The organism is Hymenobacter roseosalivarius DSM 11622 (assembly GCF_900176135.1).
In the GTDB taxonomy this organism is placed as follows: domain Bacteria; phylum Bacteroidota; class Bacteroidia; order Cytophagales; family Hymenobacteraceae; genus Hymenobacter; species Hymenobacter roseosalivarius.
On record NZ_FWWW01000099.1, the window covers coordinates 56937 to 80568 of the forward strand.

At 56.0% G+C, this 23632-nt stretch carries 19 protein-coding genes; 9 read left to right on the forward strand and 10 right to left on the reverse strand.

Annotation, left to right across the window (positions count from 1 at the left end):
- The first annotated feature begins 131 nt into the window (after positions 1–131).
- A complete protein-coding gene (locus B9A24_RS19140) occupies positions 132–1529 on the forward strand; it encodes a dihydrolipoamide acetyltransferase family protein (RefSeq protein WP_084447624.1) in 1398 nt (465 codons plus the stop codon).
- A gap of 68 nt (positions 1530–1597) precedes the next feature.
- Entirely contained in the window at positions 1598–1795 is a 198-nt protein-coding gene (locus tag B9A24_RS19145) for a hypothetical protein (protein ID WP_084447625.1), read from the forward strand.
- A gap of 165 nt (positions 1796–1960) precedes the next feature.
- On the opposite strand, the gene B9A24_RS19150 is transcribed toward B9A24_RS19145, so the two are convergent.
- Together B9A24_RS19150 and B9A24_RS19155 are read right to left on the reverse strand one after the other, a co-directional pair.
- Positions 1961–4084: a S9 family peptidase gene (locus tag B9A24_RS19150; RefSeq protein ID WP_394334648.1), complete on the reverse strand. Its 2124-nt coding sequence runs from the start codon at positions 4082–4084 to the stop codon at positions 1961–1963.
- Between the two features lie 218 nt (positions 4085–4302).
- Positions 4303–6933, reverse strand: a complete 2631-nt coding sequence (locus B9A24_RS19155; RefSeq protein WP_084447626.1) for a valine--tRNA ligase — start codon at positions 6931–6933, stop codon at positions 4303–4305.
- Positions 6934–7173: 240 nt separating this feature from the next.
- Here B9A24_RS19155 and B9A24_RS19160 point away from each other — a divergent pair, with 240 nt between their 5' ends.
- On the forward strand, positions 7174–8094 hold the full coding sequence (locus tag B9A24_RS19160) for a carbon-nitrogen hydrolase family protein (RefSeq protein ID WP_084447627.1): 921 nt from the start codon (positions 7174–7176) through the stop codon (positions 8092–8094).
- Positions 8095–8178: 84 nt separating this feature from the next.
- Positions 8179–9423 (forward strand): adenine nucleotide alpha hydrolase family protein, encoded by a 1245-nt coding sequence (locus B9A24_RS19165; RefSeq protein WP_143435065.1) that lies wholly within the window; start codon positions 8179–8181, stop codon positions 9421–9423.
- A gap of 155 nt (positions 9424–9578) precedes the next feature.
- Here the strand turns inward: B9A24_RS19165 and B9A24_RS19170 are convergent, their stop codons facing one another.
- Positions 9579–9926, reverse strand: coding sequence for a 4Fe-4S dicluster domain-containing protein (locus B9A24_RS19170; RefSeq protein ID WP_084447629.1), 348 nt, complete (start codon positions 9924–9926; stop codon positions 9579–9581).
- Between the two features lie 308 nt (positions 9927–10234).
- On the opposite strand from B9A24_RS19170, the gene B9A24_RS19175 reads away from it, so the two are divergent.
- Together B9A24_RS19175 and B9A24_RS19180 are read left to right on the forward strand one after the other, a co-directional pair.
- Entirely contained in the window at positions 10235–11248 is a 1014-nt protein-coding gene (locus tag B9A24_RS19175) for an acyl-CoA reductase (RefSeq protein WP_084447630.1), read from the forward strand.
- 115 nt (positions 11249–11363) lie between these two features.
- Positions 11364–11663 (forward strand): hypothetical protein, encoded by a 300-nt coding sequence (locus B9A24_RS19180; RefSeq protein WP_084447631.1) that lies wholly within the window; start codon positions 11364–11366, stop codon positions 11661–11663.
- 60 nt (positions 11664–11723) lie between these two features.
- Here B9A24_RS19180 and B9A24_RS19185 read toward each other — a convergent pair whose 3' ends face one another.
- Entirely contained in the window at positions 11724–12596 is an 873-nt protein-coding gene (locus tag B9A24_RS19185; RefSeq protein WP_084447632.1) for a nucleoside phosphorylase, read from the reverse strand.
- A gap of 162 nt (positions 12597–12758) precedes the next feature.
- Between B9A24_RS19185 and B9A24_RS19190 the strand changes: the two genes are divergently transcribed.
- Positions 12759–14183: a Glu/Leu/Phe/Val family dehydrogenase gene (locus tag B9A24_RS19190; RefSeq protein WP_084447633.1), complete on the forward strand. Its 1425-nt coding sequence runs from the start codon at positions 12759–12761 to the stop codon at positions 14181–14183.
- A gap of 191 nt (positions 14184–14374) precedes the next feature.
- Here the strand turns inward: B9A24_RS19190 and trhO are convergent, their stop codons facing one another.
- The 4 genes from trhO to B9A24_RS19210 form a co-directional block, all read right to left on the reverse strand.
- Complete coding sequence (trhO, locus tag B9A24_RS19195) at positions 14375–15328, reverse strand: oxygen-dependent tRNA uridine(34) hydroxylase TrhO (RefSeq protein ID WP_084447634.1); 954 nt, start codon at positions 15326–15328, stop codon at positions 14375–14377.
- 120 nt (positions 15329–15448) lie between these two features.
- Entirely contained in the window at positions 15449–16081 is a 633-nt protein-coding gene (locus B9A24_RS19200) for a NeuD/PglB/VioB family sugar acetyltransferase (RefSeq protein ID WP_084447635.1), read from the reverse strand.
- A 140-nt stretch (positions 16082–16221) separates the two neighbouring features.
- On the reverse strand, positions 16222–17496 hold the full coding sequence (locus B9A24_RS19205; RefSeq protein WP_143435067.1) for a hypothetical protein: 1275 nt from the start codon (positions 17494–17496) through the stop codon (positions 16222–16224).
- Positions 17493–18797 carry a DUF2851 family protein gene (locus B9A24_RS19210; RefSeq protein WP_084447637.1) on the reverse strand — a complete coding sequence of 435 codons (1305 nt, stop codon included), beginning with the start codon at positions 18795–18797 and terminating at the stop codon, positions 17493–17495. Before B9A24_RS19210 ends, B9A24_RS19205 begins: the two co-directional genes overlap by 4 nt.
- Before the next feature lie 85 nt (positions 18798–18882).
- On the opposite strand from B9A24_RS19210, the gene B9A24_RS19215 reads away from it, so the two are divergent.
- Together B9A24_RS19215 and B9A24_RS23300 are read left to right on the forward strand one after the other, a co-directional pair.
- On the forward strand, positions 18883–19269 hold the full coding sequence (locus B9A24_RS19215) for a tetratricopeptide repeat protein (protein ID WP_084447638.1): 387 nt from the start codon (positions 18883–18885) through the stop codon (positions 19267–19269).
- Positions 19269–19508 carry a tetratricopeptide repeat protein gene (locus tag B9A24_RS23300; RefSeq protein WP_394334650.1) on the forward strand — a complete coding sequence of 80 codons (240 nt, stop codon included), beginning with the start codon at positions 19269–19271 and terminating at the stop codon, positions 19506–19508. Before B9A24_RS19215 ends, B9A24_RS23300 begins: the two co-directional genes overlap by 1 nt.
- A 234-nt stretch (positions 19509–19742) precedes the next feature.
- On the opposite strand, the gene B9A24_RS19225 is transcribed toward B9A24_RS23300, so the two are convergent.
- Together B9A24_RS19225 and B9A24_RS19230 are read right to left on the reverse strand one after the other, a co-directional pair.
- On the reverse strand, positions 19743–20387 hold the full coding sequence (locus B9A24_RS19225; RefSeq protein WP_084447640.1) for an outer membrane lipoprotein periplasmic chaperone LolA1: 645 nt from the start codon (positions 20385–20387) through the stop codon (positions 19743–19745).
- A 127-nt stretch (positions 20388–20514) separates the two neighbouring features.
- Positions 20515–23442 (reverse strand): FtsK/SpoIIIE family DNA translocase, encoded by a 2928-nt coding sequence (locus B9A24_RS19230; RefSeq protein ID WP_084447641.1) that lies wholly within the window; start codon positions 23440–23442, stop codon positions 20515–20517.
- Positions 23443–23632: the final 190 nt, after the last annotated feature.

Below are 23632 nucleotides of genomic sequence, written 5' to 3' on the forward strand. Positions count from 1 at the left end.
TGAAGTATACGCTACTCGCTAAAACACCTACCTTTGAGACGGCTTGGCGGACGTCCACCCAGCGTATCATAGCGCCCGCCGAGCTAGTTTTTGATCTTCAACACCCAACAAACCCAACCCCCAACAACTGCATGGCACGAGTGGAAATGGTGATGCCCAAAATGGGCGAAAGCATTATGGAAGGCACCGTCCTGAAATGGCTCAAACAAGTAGGCGACGCAATTGAGCAGGACGAATCGGTACTGGAAGTAGCTACGGATAAGGTAGATACCGAGGTGCCTGCCATTCACGCCGGCGTTTTACAGGAGATTCTGGTGCAGGAAGGCGAAGTCGTGGCTGTGGGTGCGCCCATCGCCATTGTCGAAACCGATGTCAACAATGCCGTTGCTTCGGCCCCGGCCGCCGCACCCGCGGCTCCACAAGCAGCTACTGCTGCTAATCAGGAGAGCGAAGACGTTTCGGCCGACGTTCCGCATCTGCCCCAGGCCCAGGAAACTCAGACCAGCCAGCCCTCAGCCCAGCCCGGCCGCTTCTACTCGCCTTTGGTGCTAAGTATTGCCCGCCAGGAAGGTATTTCGATGGCTGATCTGGAGTATCTGCCCGGCACGGGCAAAGAGAACCGCGTCACGAAGAAGGATATTTTGGACTACGTGGAGGGCGGCAAGAAGTCGTTGAGCCAGACCACTGGCACTGCGGCTCCAGCGCCTCAAAATGCCCCCCAGCCCGCCCCCGCCGCGCAGCCCGAAGCCCAGGCTGCTCCTACCGAAACGGCTACCGCCAAGCCCGCCCCAGCCAGCAAGCCCGCACCCTCGGTGAGCGGCAATCAGGAGCTGATCGAGATGGACCGGATGCGCAAGATGATTGCCCAGCGCATGGTCGACAGCAAGCGAATTGCCCCCCACGTCACCTCCTTCGTGGAGGCTGACGTGACGGAACTGGTGAACTGGCGCACCAAACATAAAGACGCCTACAAGAAGCGCGAGGGCGAAAACCTGACTTACACGCCCATCCTGATTCAGGCCATCGCGCGCGCCATTCAGGACTTCCCCAACATCAACGTGTCGGTGGATGGCGACTACATCATCAAAAAGCGTGACATCAACATTGGTCTGGCCGTAGCGCTGCCTTCCGGTAATCTCATCGTGCCCGTCATTCACAACGCCGACCAGCTGAACCTGAATGGCCTGAGCAAAAAGGTGAATGACCTGGCTAACCGCGCCCGCATCAACAAGCTGACGCCCGCCGACCTGGAAGGCGGCACCTACACCGTTTCCAACGTGGGCTCCTTCGGCAACGTGATGGGCACGCCTATCATCATGCAGCCGCAGGTGGCCATAATGGCGCTGGGGGCTATCAAAAAGAAGCCCGCCGTGATTGAAACGCCCCAGGGTGATCTGATCGGTATCCGGCACTTCATGTTCCTGTCGCACTCCTACGACCACCGTGTGGTGGATGGCTCTTTGGGTGGCATGTTTGTGCGCAAAGTGGCCGATTATCTGGAGCAATTCAACCCGAATACGGTTATCTAACTCCGCGGCGCGCTACTTGCACAAGCCCGTCTGGTAGACGGGCTTTTCTTTTTCTACATCAGGTGATTATGAGAAATATTGCTTTCCTACTTGCGCTGGTTATCTCGCTGGGACTGATCGTATATTTGTACCTGCAACTGGCCACCGCCCAGGAGTCGCTGCGCCAAGCTGAGCGGCGCTACACGGACTGCGAAAAGGTGACCTTTCAGCTCCAGAACCAGCTCACCGCCCAGCAGCGGGGAGCCACGACCGACAGCCCGCGCTAGAACACTGCGCCCTCCACGCCTTCTTCTGCGGCTTCTGTGGGCTAAAAATCGTTGCAATGACTTTAGCCCGCAGAGGGCGCAGAGGAAGGCGCGGAGGGCGCAGTGTTCTGACGTAAAAAAAAGTCCCCCAGAGCAGCTCTAGGGGACTTTTTTTTGAGGGAACACTTACGACTTGATTCCCAGCAGCATCAGCATGAACGCCTGCTGCCGGGCGACGTCGCGCAGGGACTTGAAGCGGCCGGAGGCTCCGCCGTGGCCCGCCGCCATATCGGTGTGCAGGAGCAGCAGGTTGTTGTCGGTTTTCAGGGTGCGCAGCTTGGCCACCCACTTGGCGGGCTCGAAATACTGCACCTGCGAGTCGTGCAGGCCGGTGGTTACGAGCATATTCGGGTAGGCCTGCTTTTTCACGTTGTCGTAGGGCGAGTAGGACAGCATGTAGTCGTAGTACTCCTTTTTGTTGGGGTTGCCCCACTCGTCGTACTCGCCGGTGGTGAGCGGGATGCTCTCGTCGAGCATGGTGGTGATGACGTCGACGAACGGGACGCCGGCCAGCACGCCTTTGTAGAGCTGGGGGCTCATGTTCACGACCGCGCCCATGAGCAGGCCACCGGCGCTGCCGCCCTGGGCGAAGAGCTTGGCCGGGGAGGTAAACTTCTGCTGAATCAGAAACTCCGAGCAGTCGATGAAGTCGGTGAAGGTGTTCTTCTTCTTGAGCAGCTTGCCGTCCTCGTACCACTGCCGGCCCATTTCCTGGCCCCCGCGAATGTGGCAGAGCGCGTACGCGAAGCCCCGATTAAGCAAACTCAGACGGGCGGCGCTAAAAGTGGCGTTGGAGATGATGCCGTAGGAGCCGTACGCGTACTGAAGTACGGGCGCATTACCATCCTTTTTAAAGCCTTTTTTGTAGACAATAGAAATCGGAACCTTGGTGCCGTCCTTGGCCGTGGCGTACACGCGCTCGGTCACGTAATCTTCCTTATTAAAGCCCCCCAGCACGGCCTGCTCCTTGAGCAGCGTTTTCTGGCGCGTGACCATATTGTAGTCGTAGGTGGAGTTGGGCGTGGTGAGCGAAGTATAGGCGTAGCGCAACACCGGCGTGTCAAAATCGGGGTTTATGCTGATGCTCGCCGAGTAGGTAGGCTCGCCAAAGTTGAGGTAATGCTCCTCGCCTTTCCAGGGCCGCACGCGCAGCCCAAGCAGGCCCTCTTTACGCTCGCCCAGCACCAGAAAATCCTTGAATAGCTCCATGTTTTCCAGAAACACATCCTTACGGTGCGGGATAATTTCTTTCCAGGCTGTTTTGGCGGTGTTGCTAACCGGGGTTTCGAGCAGGCGGTAGTTGGGCGCACCGGCGTTGGAGCGGATATAAAACTTGTCGCCGAGGTGCTCCACATCGTAGAGATGGTCCTTTTCGCGGGCCAGAAACACCTTGGGCGCGGCCGTCGGGTTGCTGGCGTCGAGGTAGCGCAGCTCCGAGGAAAGCGTGCTGCCCATGCCGATAAAGATGTACTTCTTCGACTTCGTGCGGCCCACATTCAGGTTGAAGGTGTTGTCTTTTTCCTCGTACACCAGCGCGTCCTGCTTCGGGTCGGTGCCCAGGGTGTGGCGGTACACCTGGTAGGGCAGCAGCGTGGCAGGGTCTTTTTTGGCGTAGAAAACGGTTTTGTTGTCGGCGGCCCAGGCGGCGTTGCCGCTGGTATTCACGATCTTTTCGGGGTAGAGCTTGCCGGTTTTCAGGTCTTTGAAGCGTAGCGTGTACAGGCGGCGGCTCACCGTATCGGCCCCGTAGGCCATCACCATATTATTGTCGCTGACCTCGTAGCCGCCAATCTGGAAGTAGCTTTTATCCTTGCCCAGCTCGTTGGCATTGAGCAGGATTTCCTCGGCGGCCTTCATATTGCCCTTTTTGCGGCAATAAATCGGGTACTCGCTGCCGGCCTCGTAGCGGGTGTAGTAGTAGTAGCCGTTGTCGCGGTAGGGCACCGATTCGTCCTGCTCTTTGATGCGGCCTTTTATCTCGTTGAAGAGCTTGTCCTCCAGCTCTTTGGCCGGGGCCATCTGCTTATCGAAGTAGGCGTTTTCGGCGTTGAGGTAGCTGAGTACCTCGGGGTTTTCGCGCTCGTTCAGCCAATAATAATTGTCGGTGCGGGTACCAAAGGGCGAAGTGAGCTGCTTGGCCTTGATGGGCGCGAGGGGCGGCGTGGTCATGGAGTAGGAAGTGGGCTGAGCCTGGGCCGCGCCCAGCGTGAGGGCGCAGGCGGCAGTCAGCCACAGTAAGGAATGGTTCATTGAGGGTCAGGCTGAGGTTGGAAATCCAGGATAAGGTAAAGAAAGGTAATGAATCAGCGGGTTTTCACGGGTGGAATTCAGGAAAACTACTCCACCGGCCCTCATGCTGGCGCGCGTCACAGACGCGCGCCAACACTAGTACATGAATCCTAAGCAGCCCATAAGCAAAAAAGCCCCCCAGAAATGATCTGGGGAGCTTTTTCGTAAATACTCTCAATTTATAACGCCGCCAGGCTCTGCTCCAGGGCCGTAATCTTGCCTTCGGCGTCAGCTTGCTTCTGCCGCTCGCGCTCCAGCACGTCGGGCTTGGCGTTCTGCACGAATTTCTCATTGCCCAGCTTCTGCCTCACCGATGCCAGAAAGCCGCGGGCATATTCTATTTCCTTGGTCAGGCGCTCGCGCTCGGCGGCCAAGTCGATGTGGCCTTCCAGGGGAATAAAAAACTCGCCCGTGCCCAGCACGAAGCTCACGGCCCCGGCCGGGGCGGCATCGGTGAGGCTGACGTCGCTGAGCGCTCCCAGCTTGCGGATGATGCCGTCGTAGTCGCGCAGCAGGGCGGCCTCGTCGGTTTTGGCGGCCAGGGTCAGGGGCTTGTTAGGGCCGAGGCCTTTCTGATTGCGCACGTTGCGGATGCCGGCCACGATTTCAAGGGCCTTCTCCATGCGGCTGAGAATATCGGTGGCGTTAGTGAGCGGCTGGGGCTTGGGCCAAGCCGCTACGCAGACGTATTCTTTTGCCCCCCGCTCAGCCAGTTCGTGCCATATCTCTTCGGTGATGAAGGGCATGAAGGGGTGCAAAAGCTTGAGTAAGGTTTCGAGGTAGGCCGTGGTATGGCGCAGCGTTTCGGGGTCGATGGGGGCCTGGTAAGCCGGCTTCACCATTTCCAGATAAAACGAGCAGAAATCATCCCACACCAGCTTATACACCGTCATCAGCGCGTCGGACATTCGGAATTTGGCGAAATGCTCGTCCAGCTCCGTCTGCGCGCTTTGCAGTTTGGCCCCAAACCATTCTACCGCCTTCTCATTCGCGAAGGGCAAGCTGGCGTCCACTTCCCAGCCCTGCGTAAGGCGGAAGGCGTTCCAGAGCTTGTTGGTGAAGTTGCGGCCCTGCTCCACGAGGCGAATATCGAAGAGCAAGTCATTACCCGCCGGCGACGAAAACAGCATACCCGTGCGTACGCCATCGGCCCCGTACTGGGCGATAAGGTCCAGCGGGTCAGGCGAGTTGCCGAGCTGCTTGCTCATCTTGCGGCCCTGGTCGTCGCGCACGATGCCGGTGAGGTACACGTTGCGGAACGGCACCTCCTTGCGATATTCCAGGCCGGCCATAATCATGCGGGCCACCCAGAAAAACAGGATTTCGGGGGCTGTTACGAGGTCGTCGGTGGGGTAGAAATAGCTGATGTCGGGATTGTCGGGGTCCTTGAAGCCATCGAACACCGAAATCGGCCACAGCCACGACGAGAACCAGGTATCGAGCACGTCTTCATCCTGACGCAGGTCGCCGGGGGCCAAATCCGGGTTGCCACTTTGAGTGCGGGCTGCCTCCAGGGCTTCCGCATCGGTGAGAGCCACCACGAAGGAGCCGTCGGGCAGATAATAGGCCGGAATACGCTGCCCCCACCACAGCTGCCGCGAGATGCACCAGTCGCGCACGTTCTCCATCCACACCCGGTACATGTTCTTGAACTTAGGCGGGTGCAGCCGGATTTCGTCGTTCTCGACCACGGCCAGCGCCTTTTCGGCCATCTGATCCATCCGGCAAAACCACTGCATACTCAGGCGCGGCTCAATCACGGCCCCGGTGCGCTCCGAGGTCTGAAGCACGCTGGCGTAGTCCTCGATTTTGTCGAGCAAGCCGGCGGCCTGCAAGTCTTTGGTTATCTGCTTGCGAGCGGCAAAGCGGTCCTGACCCACGTAGAGCACGGCTTTCTCGTTCAGCGAGCCGTCGTCGTTGAGAATATCAATAACCGGCAGCTTATGCTTTACGCCCAGCTCGTAGTCGTTCAAATCGTGAGCGGGCGTCACTTTCAGCGCGCCGGTGCCGAAGTCGATGGCTACGTACTCGTCCAGAATAATTGGAACCTCACGGCCCAGCAGCGGAATCCGCACCGAAGCCCCGTGCAGGTGCTGGTAGCGCTCGTCATTCGGATTCACGGCTACGGCCACGTCGGCCATGATGGTTTCGGGCCGTGAGGTAGCAACGGTCAGAAACTGACCCTCTTGCCCTACCACTGGGTAGCGCAGGTGATACATTTTTGCCTGGGTATCCTTAGCTATGACTTCCTCATCGGAAATAGCCGTGCGGCCCTGCGGGTCCCAGTTTACCATGCGGATGCCGCGGTAGATCTGGCCTTTCTGGTACAGATCGACGAATACGCGCAGCACGGCGTCGGTCAGCTCGGGCTCCATCGTGAAGCGGGTACGGTCCCAGTCGCAGGAGGCACCGAGCTTTTTAAGCTGCTCCAAGATGATGCCACCGTACTTTTCCTTCCATTCCCAGGCATGAGCCAGAAATTCCTCGCGGGTGAGGTCGCGCTTATCAATGCCTTTTTCTTTCAGCAGGGCAACTACTTTGGCCTCGGTGGCGATGGAGGCGTGGTCGGTGCCGGGCACCCAGCAGGCCTCTTTGCCCTGCATCCGGGCGCGGCGCACCAGCACGTCCTGGATGGTGTTATTCAGCATGTGGCCCATGTGCAGCACGCCCGTCACGTTGGGCGGCGGAATCACAACGGAGTAGGCGGGCTTGCGCGGATTGGGCTTGGCTTTGAAGAAGCCCTGCTCCTGCCAGCGCTCGTACCATTTGGCTTCTACGTCGGCGGGAGTATAGGTTTTGGCGATGGACATGGGTCGGCTGGGGGGCTAATTCAGTTCTAAACGAGGGCAAAAGTAGGCAATTCAGGCCGGCAAATGACCTCTTTTGCCCTTGTCAAATCGAGTCAGCTTTTACTTTCCTAATTCTGCCCATGTGCCACTCCTGGCCTTACCTTTGCGCCACGACTACAAAATGATACTAAGGTTTAATGCCTTGGTCAGCTTTTTTAAATTATTTTTATCAATCCTTTCACTATTTGTCCTTTCGTCGGCATGGCCGCGTTATTCTCTTTTCGTAAAGCTCCGCAAGCCGCTCCCATTGCACCCGCACCAGTTACTTTGCCCCCCACCACCACTTCAGTACGAGTGGGCATGGGCCAATTGCTGGTGGAAGGTGGCGAGCCGGCCCGCAACCTGGAACGGGCCGCCCGCATGATAGCCGAAGCCGCCGGGCAAGGCTGCGAGCTAATTCTGCTGCCCGAAACACTGGACTTTGCCTGGACGCACCCCAGCGCTCTGACGGAGGCCCAACCCATTCCGGGCCCTTTCAGCGACTTGCTTTGTCAGCAAGCTGTAGAGCACAACATTTACGTGTGCGCCGGGCTGACGGAGCGTTTGAACGGCCGCAACTACAACGCCGCTATTCTTATAAATCCCGAGGGAGAAATTATAGTTAAATACCACAAGATCAACTTACTGGCCGTAGAGCTGCCTTTTTATGCCGTGGGCCAGACCCTGAATGTGGTGGACACGCCTTTGGGTAAGATTGGGGTTAACATCTGCGCCGACAACTACCTAGATGGCCTGCCCATCGGCCACACGCTGGCCCGGATGGGCGCGGAGTTCATCATCTCCCCTTCCTCCTGGACCGTCGATTATTCACTTACCGAAGAAGACGATCCGTACCGCGAAAAGTGGGTTAATCCGTTTTCCATTCTGGCGCGCCTCTATAATGTGGTGGTGGTAGGCACTACGTCGGTGGGCTACATCGTGGGCGGTCCTTATGAGGGCAAGAAAAGCGTGGGCTGCTCTCTGGCTGTCGATGCCAGCGGGGTACGGGCCCAGGGAACCTTTAATGAGTTTGCGGGTGATTTGGTGGTGGCCGATCTGCCCCGGCCTATTCGTTCGGAGCAGGGCACGGCCATTGGCGAAATGCTCCAACGCAAAGGCTATCAGTTCGATAAGCTGCTTTAAACTAACGACTATTCCTTTATTCACGTTATAAACCTTACCAAGCAAAGCCTCCGATTTCATAGTCTTCCACTTTTTCTTTGCCGCTTGTCCGCTCCTCTTCCCTCATCTACCAGCGCACCGCTAACGACACCAGAGCCAGCCGCTGCCGCTGTATCTGCCTCCCTGGCGAAAGCGCCCGCACAGCGCTGCACGCGCTGCATCATGGATACCACCGTACCCGGCATCCGCTTTGACGGCCGCGGCGAGTGCAGCTTCTGTGCCCTCCACGACAAGCTCGACCGGGCCTTTCCGCTGGGCGAAGCCGGCCGGCAAAACGTGCAGGAGCTGGCAGCCGATATCCGGCGTGTGGGCCGCGGCAAGAAGTACGACTGCGTGCTGGGCGTGAGCGGGGGCCGCGACAGCTCCTTCACGCTCTGGTATTGCGTTACGAAGCTGAAGCTACGCCCGCTGGCGGTGCACTTTAACGATGGCTTTGGCAACCCCGTGGCGGGTGAAAATATGGTGAAGGCCTGCCGCCAGCTGGGCGTGGAGCTGCGCACCATCACCTCCGACTGGCGCGAATCCAAAGACCTCAAAATCGCCTTCCTGAAAGCCTCCACCCCCGATATGGAAGAGGGCACCGATTTGGGCATTGCTACCGCTTTGTACGGCGTGGCCGCGAAAGAAGGCATTCAGCGCATTGTCATCGGCCAGAGCTTCCGCACGGAAGGCATTTGCCCTTTATCATGGAACTATCTGGATGGCAGATATTTAAAGGCCGTGCATAAGCGCTTTGGTACGGTGCCGCTGCGGCCCTGGTCGCCGAATGATCCAGGCTTTAATCTCGATCTGAAGGAGATGTTCTACTACGCTTTCGTGCGCCGCATCAAGACCGTGACGCTGCTCTACCACGTCGATTACGTGCGGGCCGACGTGGATGCGCTCATCAGCCGGGAGCTGGATTGGGTGAACCCCGGCGCGCATTACTTCGACGACTTGTACCAAAGCGTGATCTACTACCTCAACCGCACCAAGTTCAACATCGACCGGCGTCTGTTTAATTACTCAGCCCTGGTGCGCTCGGGTCAGATGAGCCGCGAAGAAGCCCTCACGCGGACGGCCAGCATCAATTCTATTGAAGACCCGCGCGTGATTGACCTGTGCATCAAGCGTCTGGGCCTAACTCGCGCCGAGTTTGATCAGATTGTAGCCGCCCCACCCAAAACCTTCCGCGACTACCCCAACAGCTACTCGCTTATTCGGCGACTGCGCTGGCCCATCAAGGTGCTCAGCCAGCTGAATCTGATTCCTGAGTCAGCCTACGACAAGTATTTTAACTGCGGAGCTTAAACCCTGATTTTGGGAAAATCTACAATTACCAAAAAAGCCCCCCGAAACTATTGCGGGGGCTTTTTTTTCAGTAATACGGGAAGTACAAAGCGAAAAAGGAAGCTCACTTAACAATCAAATCAGTGCCATCCGACAAATTCGGTTAAGTCCGTGGTTCAGACAAGGTGGAGCCACTCTTTCTTTTTGAGTAGCTCGTCCTGGGTTTCGCGCAGGTCGGGGTCGTCTACGCAGCAATCGACGGGGCACACGGCGGCGCACTGGGGCTCCTCGTGAAAGCCTACGCACTCGGTGCATTTATCGGAGACTATGTAGTAATACTCGTCCGAAACCGGCGTTTGGGGCGCGGTGGCTACCACTACGGTACCGCCGTCTACTTCTACTTGCTTCAAAGAGGTACCATCGGCCCAGCGCCATTGGGCACCGCCCTCGTAAATGGCGTTATTGGGGCATTCAGGTTCGCAGGCACCACAGTTGATGCACTCGTCTGTTATCATTATGGCCATAGCCGAAGTCGTCTGGGGTTGGGTACTAGAAACTAAACACAAGTGCTTACGCAAATATGCCCCCCGAAAGTTAGCGCGGGTACGCAAAAGTAGAAACTAACCTTGTTTTAATTTTGAATGTTCAGCTTTGCGGGCAGAATACAGGAAATTTGTCCTACCCGCTAAGCCTGTCGTCGTACTACGACTTTTTTCGTCGTAGTACCACTATCGTGGAACGACCTTGCGCGCGTGCAGGCGTCAGCAACGATAGTGGTAATACGAACCGCTCCGCGGAATTCGTAGTACCATGCCCCACTCATCCCCCAACAATGAATCATTCCGAACGCCTGGCTGCTTTTATTGCATTAGGACAACGACTACACCACCTCACCGAAGACGAAAAAGCAGACCTCTTCAGCCGCGCCCGCAATAATAATTCGTGGTTTGATGCCCCTAATGTAGCGTCGGCCCTTGACGGGATTGCGCGCTTGCTGGAAGAAGACAGTTTACGAGCTTGGGCAGGTTGCTACCCCGCCGAGCCCCCTACACCGCGTGCTGTGGGCGTGGTAATGGCGGGTAATATTCCGCTGGTAGGCTTCCATGATTTGCTGTGTGTGGTGCTCAGCGGCCATTACCTGCTTGCCAAGCCCAGTTCCGACGACAAGTTTCTGATGCACTGGATTGTTGATGAGCTCACGCGCCTGGAGCCGCGCATAGCTGAGCGCATCACCTTCGTGGAGCGCCTGAATGCTGCCGATGCGTTCATTGCCACCGGCTCCGATAATACGGGCCGCTACTTCGAATATTATTTTCGCAACAAGCCCAACCTCATCCGCCGCAACCGCACCAGCCTGGCTATTCTGACGGGCCAGGAAACGCCCGCCGAGCTGGCCGCGCTAGGTGCCGACATCTTCCAGTACTACGGTCTGGGCTGCCGCAACGTCTCGAAGCTGCTGGTGCCCCAGGACTACCGCTTTGATACGCTGCTGGACAATCTGCAGACCTGGGAGCGCGTGCTGGAGCAGAACCGCTACCAGAATAACTACGACTACAACAAGAGTATTCTGCTGGTAAACCGCGTGCCGCACTTCGACAACGGCTTTGTGCTGCTCACGGAAAGCGCCCAGCTCGTGTCGCCGATTTCGGTGGTGCATTACGGTACCTACACCGGCGAGGCCGACCTCCGGCAGCAGCTCGCCCAGGTAGCCGAACAAACGCAATGTATAGTATCTGCTGGGGGGCAAATTCCGGGCAGCTTCGCCTTCGGCCAAGCCCAGTGCCCCGGCGTGAGCGACTACGCCGATGGCGTGGATACGATGGCTTTTTTGACGTCTCTACCGTAATACAAAAGCACTTTGGTCACTCCTGGGGGGCTTTTCGAGCCTATTCCCGCACTCTACTACCCATACTAAACCCTATTACCAACGCCTACCCTCCCACAACCAACCCTTCTGCTTTATGAACTCTGACTTTCCCAGCGTCGAAACAATTGAGAAAGAGGCTATTTCTGGCCTGTCATTCCCACACGATGATGTGCTCACCGACACCACCGATCAACTTCAGCGCCGCCACGATGCTGAACGCGCCTCGAAGCTTGGCAACTCCTACCAAGGTAAAGTGACCATCTATTTTCAAACCCATGACGGCACCACTAAACGAGTACAAACCACCATTTGGGCAGTTCATGAGGAATACCTGACGCTGAAGGCCGGCGTCACGCTCCCGCTGCATGCTATCGTTCGCTTCGATTTTCAATAAGCCATAAAAAGCCCCCCAATGCGTATTGGGGGGCTTTTTCTTACTGAAGGGTAAACAGATTTACACCCGGTCCAGCGTTTTGGCAATCAAGTCGTTCACCGTTTGCTCGGCGTTGGTGGCAAATTCGCCCGTGGCACGGTTGGCCACAATAGCGTTGAGCGACACGACTTCGTGGCCTAACATGCGGCCCAGACCGTAGTAGCCGGCGGTTTCCATCTCAAAGTTGGTAAGTCTAAATTCGCCCTCCGCACTTTCGTAGCGGAAATTTTGGAACTGCTTAATTAGGTCGGGCTGACGTAAATCGAGGCGGAGTACGCGGCCCTGCGGGCCGTAGAAGCCGGGGCAGGTGAGCGTGTTGCCCGTCAGCATTCCGGCCCCAATCTGCTCCCGAATAAGATCGTGGCCGCGCACGCAGTATGGGCGGTAATCCAGCTGCAATGCCTTCTGTATACCAGCGCCTACTTCTACTTCCAGGCCGGTTTCTACCAAGGGGTAAAACTGCATCAGGGCATCGAGGCCTACGGCGTGCTCCGTAACGAGGTGCGCGCCCAAAGGAATATCAGGCTGCAAAGCGCCGCTGGTCCCCACCCGAATAATGCGCAGCGTGATGCGCTCCTCTACGGGTCGGGGCTCGCGGGTTACGAAGTCGATATTAACCAGCGCATCCAGCTCGTTAAGCACGATATCAATGTTATCGGTGCCAATTCCGGTGGAAACCACCGCAATGCGCTTGCCCTTGTAGTAGCCCACATGGGTCACGAACTCGCGCTTATTTATCTGGGTTTCAATCGAGTCGAAGTGCTGGCTGACCAGGGCCACTCGATCCGGGTCGCCGACAGTAAGGATGGTCTCGGAAATATGATCGGGCAGCAGATTGAGATGATACACGCTGCCATCGCGGTTCAGGATGAACTCGGAGTCGGGAATGGGCATTGGGGGGCAAATTAGATGGTGTGGCGAAGGCGGCAAATTACTCATAACCTGTTACGCAACGGCCCAGGCATAGTTTGCGGGCTCCTGTGTTACCCATCGGGATACAACTGATTCCGGGCTTCACTCGTTGGCAGTAAGATACATCCACCAACGCCTCGTCCCATGAGCACCACCCAGATTCAGGGAAAAGACTTTTATGATAGTGTCCTGCAGTTCTACGATCAGGCCGCGCAGTTCTCCAAACTTGACCCTGGCATTCTTGCCCAGATTAAGGCTTGCAATAGCATTTACAAGGTAAATTTCCCGGTGGAAGTCGATGGGCATGTGCAGGTTTTCGAGGGTATCCGGGTGCAGCACAGCCACCACAAGCTGCCCAGCAAGGGAGGAATTCGCTACAGTGTGCATGTGGATGAGGAAGAAGTAATGGCCTTGGCTACGCTCATGACCTTCAAATGTGCGCTTGTTGATGTTCCCTTCGGTGGGGCAAAAGGCGGCGTTAAAATCAATCCTCGCACCAGCTCCGTGGAGACGCTGGAAAAGGTAACGCGCCGCTACGCCAGCGAGCTAATTAAGAAGAACCTCATCGGCCCCGGTATGGACGTACCTGCCCCCGACTATGGCACCGGCAGCCGCGAAATGGCCTGGATTGCAGACACGTATCTGGCCTTCAAGTTCGGCGACACCAACGCGCTGGGCTGCGTCACGGGTAAGCCCGTGGGCCAAGGCGGCATCCGGGGTCGCACCGAAGCCACGGGCCTAGGCGTGTTCTTCGGCTTGCGCGAGCTGCTGGCCGATGAGGAAATGCTGAAAAAACTGGGGATGACCAGCGGCATGGCCGGCAAACGAATTATTGTGCAAGGTTTGGGCAATGTAGGCTACCACGCGGCTCACTTCTGTGAACTAGAAGGTGCTGTCATCACGGGCATAGCGGAGCGCGAGGGGGGCATTTTTAACGCCAATGGTCTCGATGTAGCAGCCGTGTTCAAGCACCGCACCGACAGCGGCTCCCTCCTGAATTATCCGGGCGCGCAAAATGTGGAGCAAGGCAGCCAGCTGCTGGAATATGAGTGCGATGTGCTGCTGCCCGCCGCACTGGAAAACCAGATTCATGCCGGTAATGCCGCTAATATTAAAGCTAAAATAATCGCGGAGGGTGCCAACGGCCCCACTACCAAAGACGCCGAAAAGATTCTGCTGGAGCGTGGCATTGTTATCCTGCCCGACCTTTATTTGAACGCGGGGGGCGTTACGGTCTCCTACTTCGAATGGCTCAAGAATCTCTCGAATGTGCGCTTTGGCCGCATGGGTAAGCGAGCGGAAGAAGCCTCGCTCCGCCGCCTAGTAACTACCATTGAGCAAACCACTGGCAAGAGCATCAGCGCCCAGGAACGGGAGCTTATTATTCAAGGTGCCGATGAAACCAGCCTCGTACGTTCTGGCCTGGAAGACACGATGATCGTAGCGTATCACGAAATCCGAGAGGTGATGCACCAAGTGAAGGGCATCCAAGACCTGCGCACGGCGGCCTTCTACAGTGCTATCGAGAAAGTAGGCGTTAGCTATCAGGCTTTGGGCATTTTCCCATAAAACTGGTTGCTTTCCGAGAGAAGAAATTAATGTAAAGAGCGAATCAACAAGACAAAAGGCAGCACCATATGGCGCTGCCTTTTGTCTTGTTGATTCGCTCTTTGTAGAGAAGCGTATTCGCGTCTACTCGTTGAACAACTGGAATCGCACCAACTAAACAACGACGAAACGCAATTATGCGTCGCTACATGCTAATAAGCGGGTGCGCGGTAGGAGACCAAGCCTTGCTCGGGGCGATAGTTATTGCTCAGCTTCGGATACGTGCCAGTTCCATCATACGCACGCTTATCGGGGTGGGCCTGGCACGTAGTTGAACACGCACCTTCGAGCTCCTGGCCACAGTTCTCGCAGAGTGCTAAATGAGCGTTGCAGTGTGGGTTGGCGCAGTTTACAACCCTGTCGGAGGGCGCGTGACAGTGGTGGCAACAGGAGATAACAGTAGGATTGACGGTGTTCACTTCCACGGCCACGCGATTGTCGAAGACGTAGCACTTGCCGTCGAAATCTTCGCCGCCCTCCTCGATGCCGTACTTAATAATGCCCCCGTGGAGTTGGTATACGTTTTCAAAACCTTGCTCCAGCAGGTAAGCACTGGCTTTTTCGCACTTCACGCCGCCGGTGCAGTACGTCAGAATCTTTTTGTCCTTAAACTCCATTAGTCGCTCCACGCGCTCGGGAAAGTCGCGAAAGTTCTCCATATCCAGGGTAAGGGCGTTCTTGAAGCGACCCACGTTGTATTCGTAGTCGGAGCGCACATCTACGACCACCACATCGTCGCGGTCTTTAAGTTCCTTGAACTGCTGGGGCGAAAGGTGCTGGCCGGTGCGCTCGTGGGGGCGCACATGGCGGAGGCTGCTGTGCACGATTTCAGGCTTCACGCGGACATGCAGCTTTTGAAAGGTATGCGCAGGAGCTTCGTCTACCTTAAACTCCAGGGCTGAAAAGCGCGGATCGGCTTTTACAATCTGCATATACTCGTCACAGTCAGCCGCCAGCCCCGACACCGTGCCATTGATGCCTTCAGCCGCCACAATGATGCGGCCTAACAGCTTCAAACGCAAACACAGCCGATGATGCTCCTCGCGGAACGCCTCCGGATTCTCAATTGATGAATAGCAGTAGTAAAGCAGAACGCGGTAATCCATCTCTAAAATGGTGTTATGTGCTACGAGGTGAATATTAAATTAGTAGCGAAGGGCTCCGGGGGGCTTTTTCGCACGACAAGATACACGTCTGCATTTCACCTGGCACCCAGAAGCCAGCACCTAAACTTTCGTGGCGGGGTTCCCAAAAACCGTCTGATTGGCCGCTACATCTGCCACTACTACCGAGCCGGCGCCAATGCGAGCTTTTGCCCCGATTTTAACGCCGCCTACGATTATGGCGCCAGGTCCGATAAACGCCTGCTCGGCCAATACTGCGCCAGCATTGATGATGGCACCAGCGCCCACCTGCACGAAGTCGGCCAACTCTACCTGCACGTCAATTACAGCGTTGGCCCCAATCAGGCAGTTGTTGCCCATTTTGCTGTTGCTCGATATGACAGCCCCAGCCCCAACAAGGTTGCCATGGCCCAGCCACGCCTGCTCCGACACGCTGGCGCGGGCGTGAATGGCATTCACGGGCACTACTTCATACTCATCGCGGAGCATGTTGGTGAGGCTGCGGCGGCTGGCTGTGTCCTCGGTGGCCACGAATACTTCACACTTTTTGCCCAGCAGCTTAAGCAGTTCCCGGTCGTCGGTGTTGCCCATCACGGGTACGTTGTTCAACTCGGTATTCTGGAGCTTAGCGTCGTCGTCGAGCAGGCAGTACACGACTACATCGTTGCTTTGGAAGGCATCAAGTGCGGTAGCACCCAAACTTTGTGCGCCCAAAATGATTACAGGATTTTCCATGCGAAGCGAAAATGCCCCCTAGGGGCGATTTTTTCTAAACTGCAAAGATACACTCTACCGTGGGTGGGGTCAAGTAGTGGACAATAGTCAATGACTTACGACCTAGTACGAGGCTACGCTTGCGGGCTGAAAATATGGCGCTACTTGTTGCTGAGTCGGGGAAGCCAACGGGCTACGTACTCATTTTGCAGCAGCAGAAAGACCAGATACGGCAGCAAAACTGCCCGGTAACGGTTTAGTGTGCCTAAGTTCGGGGTACTTAATCCGAGCAGCGCGGCTAAAGCCAGGCAGTACAGCACCAAAACAACCACAAGTGCGAACGGCAGATAGCCCGGTCGTTGCCGCACTAGGGCGATGAAGGCTACTCCTGTTAACGCCACTAAAGCCAGATTCTCCAGGCCGGCAACGATATAGAGCAGTTGCTTATCCTCCCCGAGCCAAGGGCGGGTAATGGTACTTACTATGGCCTTGGGCACATAGCTGAGCATGCTCTCCAAGGTAGGCTTTAAGTCAGCATACTCAATATGCGGCCGAGACTGTGAGGCCCGCAGCAGCTGATAATAGTTGTTGCTGAGCTGATTGGTGAATTTGTTTATTCGCAGAACCGGAAGTACTTCCGCAGCCAGGCGAGTACCACCTACCAGCACTAGCTGTATAATCAATAGCTGGATTAGCCGGTGTTGGGCGGCACCAGCGAAGAAGCGCTGCACCAGACGCACCACAAGCAGGCTTATCAAGCCGCCCAACAACAGACCGGCGAAGAAAAAGCGCATTTTGAAGTGCAACACAGCCAGCAACAAAGCTCCGACCACAGCTAAAGCCCGCACGGGCCGCCCACCGTACAACCAGCCCAAAATCAAGGCGGTAAGCCACGCCCCGCTTCCTACCAGCAAGCTTTCCTTGGTAATGCCCGACGACCAATAAACCACGGACGGCCAGGCCAGCCAGGCTACTACCGCAGCCCCGACTGGCACGCGCGGAAAAGCCTCTTCCACGGCACGAATCAGCTGCCAGCTGCCTACAAAACTAAAGACACTCAGGTAGATACCGTTAAGCCACGCGTTGCCCAACGACCCCAGATTGAGCACAGAGAGCAGCTTAATCAGAAAAAAGGTGTTTGAGAAGCCATGGTAGACCAGATGATGCCGCTCCTTATGAAATTCTTCGCCCAGCAGCGTACGTAACCAAGCGGTAGGATTCGCCCATAATTGCGTCGTCAGCTGCTCGCCCCAATACTGGAAAAAAGCGGAGTCGCTTGTAAGCCACACGTAGGCAATGGTGCCCGCCAGGAGCCGGAAGCCTAAACCAGGTAGTAGCGCCCAGCGCAGCGCCGACGCGTGCGGCTGCCGTCGCAACCAGCAAACCAGCGCTACCAGTAACGCCGAATTCAGCCCAATGGCAACTAAAACCCTCACCTGGGGGGCAAATTATGCCGCAGAATCCGGCTACCTACGGCACACTGCAAACAGCGGCGAGGCTGGCAATACCCGTGGTGCATAGCCAGCAGCCCCTGCGAATCGGCGGCGGTGCGGTGCTCGAAGTGAAGTGCTTCGTAGGGAGCCGTGAGATGGTTACGCTCAGCGGGCAGTTGCTCCAGCAACGCCACGGCTTGCTCCACCAACTCAGGCTGGCCCACATGGCGGGCATAGGCTACCCGCAAAGGCACCACTACGTTGATTATCAGCAGATGAATGCTACTGCGACCCAGCGCGGCTACTTTGCCAGGGCTGCCCGGCCGGTAGTGGGCCTGCCAATAGGCCGATACCGATACCCGAAAAAACTGCTCCAAAGCCCCCACGCTGACCGCCGTGAGCAGCGCATCAAACAGAGCCGGACGGGCATGAAGCAAAGCAGCAAGCTGAGCGATACGCACGGTTGGAAAGTTGGCGGGACGCAGGCGCAGGAAGTTCCAGGCATGGGCAGGTAAGGCCAGCGCGGCCAACTCATATTTATGGCGCAGAAACTCGTACTCCCGGCACAGATCGGCCAGGTAAGCATCATTGGGGGGCAAATCTGAGACGGTAGGCAAGAGTTCGGCCTGGCCGAAAAGCAACGCTTCCGTCTGAAGCAAATCGTGGCGGTGGCGCCGTAGAATAGTCAACGGCAGGGCTTTGGCCAAACGGGCTAAGGGCTCACTGTTTTTCTTAAACCCAAACGCGCCGGCCAGCGCATGATAAGCCGTGGCCTCCCAATCGCCGCCCAAGTGTTCGTTATGAATTTCTATCAAATCAGCTTTTTGCTCTACTCTTTCCAGTAATGCCCGCCCCAGCATCATGGTGCGTGTAATGCTCGGTACCAGTGGCAAAAACGGCGCACACGGCACTGATACTGTGTCCAAATTGCCCCCCAGCGCGGCATAGGTAGTCAGCAAGGCGGGCGTGAGGCGCGGCGCTAGGGTCAGGGAAGGAATGGTGGAGCCGTTGGTGCGCTGCACAGATTGGTCAGCGGCGTACACCACATGCAGCACGACTTGGTCGTATTTGGGATCCGTTTGGTGCTGATGGCGCTGCCAGTCGGAGGCACGCAAATGGATTTCCACGGCCCCATTCCACTCTACTTCGCCAATTTGCAAGCGGGCATTCAGAAAGTCAGGGCCGGCATCGGTGTTGTGTTGGCCCGGCCGCAAAACAGTCAGCTTTTCGCCCTGATCCGTTGTCAAATTGGCTTTATCAAAATACTGGTGCTGCCAGACGTAATGGAGTAATTCTTCCTTCATAATTTGCGAGAATCTCTATACACTAGTTACTTTCCTCGTTTGAGTGATTCGCCCAAAAACCATCAGGTGACGAACAGATAAATTAATGAAGCGACTAATACAGATTATTAACCGTGCCAATTTCGGACGTTATGCTTCCAATCGTTTCATTGCACAAACAGCTCTTTTGCTTGTCGTACGTGTTGAAAAGAAAGATGCAACAGCAGCTTATTGGTTGGCAACACTTTATTGGGATGGTTGGGAAGTTCCGCAGAATCATCAACGAGCTTTAAAGCTATTTCATCTTGCAGCTGGTGGCAACCGTAAAGCCAACTGTAATCTAGCTGTTGCCTATGATAATGGCCTATCGGTTAAAATTAATCGGGCTAAAGCCTTCACTTTTTTTGCGACTGCGGCAAGGCTAAGTGCTAAAGAAGCCATGCATGCTGTCGGTGATATGTTTCAAAAAGGGAAGGCACTATTCAGAACTTAATAAAAGCGAAGCAATGTTTTTTAAAAGCTGCTAAGTTAGGGCACGCAACGGCTATGAATGATCTTGCTTTTTGCTATCAAAAAGGCTTAGGAGCCAAGCAAAATGTCCGCCTAGCTTTACGATGGTTTGAGTCGGCTCTGGAGGCTGGCGAAACGAAAGCTTTAACTAGCCTTGGCTACTGCTATATGAAACTCATTTCACCTCCTGCCTTTGTGCGCGCCCGCGAATATTTCGAGTAAGCCAGTGAGCTAGGTCATGCCAATGCAACCTACAATCTAGGTTGGATGGCGGAATTGGGAGTAGGACAAACACAGCTGTTTCCAGATGCCATCTTTTGGTATAAGCGGGCGGCTAAGCTAGGACACGAAGGAGCCTCTCTCAAACTGGCTAAACCTATGAATGAAGAATCTTGACTACAAAAACGGCCCGCACCCACCAGAAGTGGAAGCGGGCCGAAATTAATTCGCGGCGAGTTAACGCAGGTCAATCACCTTTACACCCTTATACTTCGCCTTATCAAAGTTGAAGGTAGTAGCATCTACCGGCGGATTGGGCTGGAACTTGCGGATGGTGATGGTCGTCCGGCTGCCGTTTTTTTTGAACATCTTCCAGCTTTTCAACGATTTATCTGCTTTGCTGACCGATAGGCGCACTTTGAACACTGGGTTGTTCCGATCTTCGGGGGCTAATTCAATAATATCGACGGCCTCACCAGCCTCTTTGGCTTCCTGCACATAGGAGTACTTGTAGCCCTTTTTATACAAGGTATAAATCTGAGCGGGCGAAATCTCGCCTTCTTCCGGCTCATAGTCGGAGATATTCACCTCGTTCTCGTCCTTCATGTAGGTCCACATGGTCTGGCCGTTGTTGATGATCTCCTGACCACTCACTTTCAGCCGAAACTTCTGGCCGCTCACCGTAATGTCGCCCGTCATATTCTCTTTCACCTTAGCCGCGTCGTTTTCGAGGGTTTGAGTGAACGTAGCTTTGAACGCCTTCATTGCCTGATACTTGGCACTCATCTGGTCGAGAATCTTGCCGGCTTTGGGGTCCTGCTGCGCAGGAGCGGCGGCAACCAGCGCAACCGATAACGTAAGCAGAGCGAGGAATTTTTTCATTTGAGGGGAGAGAAATTGCTGTTGCAAAGTGAAGGCTTAGAACTAGAAACTTTACTTGTGGCCATAAAAACAGACATAAAAGTCCTTCTGTTTTTATGGCTTGGTTTCCAGCCTTAAGCACCTATTTCTAGGTTTTGTTCAGGTTATTCAATAATTGCTCCAAACTATACTCATCTGGAATTAATACCTCACGGGCTTTGCTGCCCTCAAAAGGTCCTACGACACCAGCGTGTTCGAGTTGGTCAATCAGGCGCCCGGCGCGGTTATAACCTAGTTTGAGGCGGCGCTGGAGCAACGATGTGCTGCCTTGCTGGTGCGTTACGATCACGCGGGCAGCTTCCTCAAACATGCTATCGCGGGAGGCGGGGTCAAAGTCTTCGCTGTTACCACCAGTATCACCCTCGGCACCAGCTACTTCGGGCAGCGCATACGCTTCGGGATATCCCTGCTGCTCGCCCACAAAGTCACAGAGGCGGTCTACTTCGGGCGTATCAATAAAGGCGCACTGCACCCGGATCAGGTCGGAGCCCGCCGAAAACAGCATATCACCTTGGCCCACCAGCTGATCTGCCCCTCCTGTGTCCAGAATGGTGCGGGAGTCAATCTTGGAGGTTACTTTAAAGGAAATCCGGCACGGGAAGTTGGCCTTGATAATGCCGGTAATAACGTTCACGGAAGGCCGCTGCGTGGCCACGATGAGGTGGATACCGATAGCGCGGGCCAGCTGGGCCAGACGGGCAATCGGTGTTTCTACTTCCTTACCGGCCGTCATCATCAGGTCGGCCAGCTCATCAATTACCAGCACGATGAAGGGCATAAAGCGGTGGCCTTTCTTGGGACTGAGGCGACGCTCCACAAACTTGCGGTTGTACTCCTTCAGGTTGCGGCAGCCAGCGTCCTTTAATAGGTCGTAGCGCCGATCCATCTCCATGCACAGGGAGTTAAGCGTGTTCACCACCTTTTTCGTGTCAGTGATAATGGCTTCCTCCGTATCGGGCAGCTTGGCCAGGAAGTGGCGCTCAATCTTATTGAAAATGCTCAATTCCACCTTTTTAGGGTCAACCAGCACAAACTTCAGCTGCGAAGGATGACGCTTGTAGATCAGCGAGGCCAGTATAACATTCAGCCCCACCGACTTGCCCTGCCCCGTGGCGCCGGCCATGAGCAAGTGAGGCATTTTGGCCAAGTCGGCCACGAATACTTCGTTGGTAATGGTGCGGCCAAAGGCAATGGGCAGGTCCATTTCGCTGGTGCGAAACTTCTCATGGCCCAGCACCGAGCGGATGCTCACCATCTCCTTCTTGGTGTTCGGCACCTCAATACCGATGGTGCCCTTGCCCGGAATGGGCGCGATAATACGAATACCTAACGCCGCCAGGCTCAGGGCAATATCATCTTCCAGACTCTTGATCTTGGAGATACGCACGCCCGCATCCGGCACAATCTCATACAGCGTAACCGTAGGCCCAATGGTGGCCTTGATGCTGGCGATGTTGATGCCATAGTGACCCAGCGTCTCCACGATGCGATCTTTGTTGTCTTCCAGCTCTTCCTTGCTTACCTGGGCTTTGGCGGCCCCGTAGTCATTGAGCAATTCCAGGGTGGGGTACTGGTAGCGCGAAAGGTCTAGCGTGGGGTCGTAATTCTCGGTGCCTTCGGCAAAGAAATCGTCGTCATCGGCCACGGTGATGGCCATGGGAGGCATTTCGGCGGGAATAGCCGGAGCTAAAGTTAAAGGTGGCGAGGCGGGAGCAACCGTGGTACCGTCGGCCAGATCAGCCAGGGAAAGAGGCGTGGGCACACGGCTTGTCACGGGAGCTACCTCGGCATCAACTGGCATTTCAACGGAGAAGCTAGGCCCGCTCATGCTCGCAGCAGAAGCGGCTAAGGCCGCGCCCGCCGTACCCACGCTGGGTGCTACCGACAATGGCAGAGCCGCGCCCGCCGAAGGCGTAATGCTGAAAGTCGGGGAAGCTACCGAGCCCGTAGGTGCCGGACTTTCCACTTCAAATTCCTCCTCATCCCCCCCTATCGTTGAAGTAAACCGGGGGGCAATTTCCTCTTCGGGCTCCCTCCTAGCGACTGGCTTTGTAGAGCGCAGTGTCATCTGGGGGTCAACTTCAAGTTCATCTTCGGTATCGAGCGAGGCAGTAGGGTCGGCGCCATGATTTACGCCCAGCCCCGTGCGACCGTACAGATCCAGGCCATCGGTGGGGGCGCCGGCGGCATCTGCTTCGTTTTCAGCAGCCGTTCCCATGCTCAGACTGGTGACATTGAAGAAGAAGACCACGAAGGAAATAAGCAGAAAAGCCAGTAGCAGCACTGTGCCCCAGCCAATGAGGCTATCGAGCCAAGAAGCTACTTCGTAGCCGATGCCGCCACTCAAAAAATCGAGGGTATGGGCCAGGTTCGGATCGGCGTCGGGGGTTTGAAGGGTCAGCACGACGTAGCCGAGCAAAGCGCTCAGCCACAGCATCGAAAACAGGCATAAGGCTATGACGTAGCTTAGCGACACGCCCACGCCGGCCCGTCGAAACACGATTTTATAGCCCAAAAAGAAGACAATAGGGATGACCGCAAACGCAGCCACACCAAAGCCTTCATAAATGAGCACCTGCGCGGCCATTGCACCTAGCAGTCCCAGCCAGTTGCCAGATTCCTGCCCCGCTTCCTTGGCGGGTGTGGTTGCTAGGCTACCTACTACGCTCTGATCGGCGTGGCCCGTGAACAGGAACGACACGAAAGCAATGGTGAGGTAAATGGACCCCAGCAGAAAGAAAAAGCCGAGAAACAGCTGAAAGCGACGGTCGCGCAGAAAGCCAAAAAGCCCCCCCAATGAGGGAAGCTTCGGCCATTGGCGTGGAGGCTTCGGCACTTTGGGAGCGGACTTGGCTACAGCTGGTTTTGAGCCAGACTCGGCGCGGCGACTGTTTTCGCGTGGAGCCGGAGCGGGCTCAGGCGCGGGTGCCGGGCGCGGGGCGGGGCGGGCGGCCGGGCGTGGCTCGTTGCCGCGGGCCGGCGGTGTAATGGGCTGTTTATAGGTATTCTTTGCCATGCGTAGGCACTGAAAGGCTAGAGGTAGAAGTCACAAGGTGGCAGTGCGGGTTCTCTCAGGAACGATTTATCCCGGCAGCCAACACCTCACGCTTCGTAAAGATACACTTGCCCGCCCGCAGTCCTAACCGAAAATTTGCCCCCCAAACCGCTCTGGCGCTTAAATAACCTGGTTCCAAAACCATTACAGG

Bases quoted from the DNA above. Each gene is read 5' to 3' on its own strand.
- B9A24_RS19215 (WP_084447638.1), top strand. From the start codon at position 18,883: ATGAAGCGACTAATACAGATTATTAACCGTGCCAATTTCGGACGTTAT.
- B9A24_RS19200 (WP_084447635.1), bottom strand. From the start codon at position 16,081: ATGGAAAATCCTGTAATCATTTTGGGCGCACAAAGTTTGGGTGCTACC.
- B9A24_RS19185 (WP_084447632.1), bottom strand. From the start codon at position 12,596: ATGCCCATTCCCGACTCCGAGTTCATCCTGAACCGCGATGGCAGCGTG.
- B9A24_RS19210 (WP_084447637.1), bottom strand. From the start codon at position 18,797: ATGAAGGAAGAATTACTCCATTACGTCTGGCAGCACCAGTATTTTGAT.
- B9A24_RS19175 (WP_084447630.1), top strand. From the start codon at position 10,235: ATGAATCATTCCGAACGCCTGGCTGCTTTTATTGCATTAGGACAACGA.
- B9A24_RS19140 (WP_084447624.1), top strand. From the start codon at position 132: ATGGCACGAGTGGAAATGGTGATGCCCAAAATGGGCGAAAGCATTATG.
- B9A24_RS19150 (WP_394334648.1), bottom strand. From the start codon at position 4,084: ATGAACCATTCCTTACTGTGGCTGACTGCCGCCTGCGCCCTCACGCTG.
- B9A24_RS19230 (WP_084447641.1), bottom strand. From the start codon at position 23,442: ATGGCAAAGAATACCTATAAACAGCCCATTACACCGCCGGCCCGCGGC.
- B9A24_RS19145 (WP_084447625.1), top strand. From the start codon at position 1,598: ATGAGAAATATTGCTTTCCTACTTGCGCTGGTTATCTCGCTGGGACTG.
- B9A24_RS19160 (WP_084447627.1), top strand. From the start codon at position 7,174: ATGGCCGCGTTATTCTCTTTTCGTAAAGCTCCGCAAGCCGCTCCCATT.
- B9A24_RS19225 (WP_084447640.1), bottom strand. From the start codon at position 20,387: ATGAAAAAATTCCTCGCTCTGCTTACGTTATCGGTTGCGCTGGTTGCC.
- B9A24_RS19170 (WP_084447629.1), bottom strand. From the start codon at position 9,926: ATGGCCATAATGATAACAGACGAGTGCATCAACTGTGGTGCCTGCGAA.
- B9A24_RS19190 (WP_084447633.1), top strand. From the start codon at position 12,759: ATGAGCACCACCCAGATTCAGGGAAAAGACTTTTATGATAGTGTCCTG.
- trhO (WP_084447634.1), bottom strand. From the start codon at position 15,328: ATGGATTACCGCGTTCTGCTTTACTACTGCTATTCATCAATTGAGAAT.
- B9A24_RS19155 (WP_084447626.1), bottom strand. From the start codon at position 6,933: ATGTCCATCGCCAAAACCTATACTCCCGCCGACGTAGAAGCCAAATGG.
- B9A24_RS19180 (WP_084447631.1), top strand. From the start codon at position 11,364: ATGAACTCTGACTTTCCCAGCGTCGAAACAATTGAGAAAGAGGCTATT.